The following is a 539-nucleotide window of genomic DNA, read 5'->3' on the forward strand; positions in this document are numbered from 1 at the left end:
TGGGCTGAGATCCGTCGCCTGCATAGGGCTGAGGGTATGGGTGTGAAGGCGATCGCTCGGAGGTTGGGGGTGGCGAGGAACACGGTGCGGTCTGTGTTGCGTTCTGAGACACCACCGAAGTATGAGCGGACGCCGCAGGGTTCGATTGTGGATACGGTGGAACCTGAGATCCGGGTGTTGTTGAGGGATACGCCGGATATGCCGGCGACGGTGATCGCGGAGCGGATCGGATGGGCCAGGGGGATGACGGTGTTGCGGGATCGGATAGCCGAGTTGCGGCCGTTGTTTTTGCCGCCGGATCCTTCGCAGCGGACCTGGTATCGGCCTGGGGAGCTGGCCCAGTGGGATCTGTGGCTGCCGGATGTGGAGATCCCGGTGGGGTTTGGCCAGACTCAGAAGTTGTGGACGGTGGTGGGTGTCACCGGTTTTTCACGGCTGATCGGAGGGCTGATGGTGCCGTCTCGGGCGGCTCATGATGTCCTGGCGGGGATGTTGGATGTCATTGAGGGGTTCGGGGCGGTGCCTCGTAAGGCGGTGTG

The 539-nt window shown here is 63.1% G+C and carries 1 protein-coding gene; it reads left to right on the forward strand.

Annotation, left to right across the window (positions count from 1 at the left end):
- On the forward strand, positions 1-539 hold a 539-nt coding region (locus P1S59_14725; protein MDF1527474.1), incomplete at both ends, for a helix-turn-helix domain-containing protein.

It is taken from the genome of bacterium (assembly GCA_029210965.1).
Classification (GTDB): Bacteria; BMS3Abin14; BMS3Abin14; order BMS3Abin14; family BMS3Abin14; genus JALHUC01.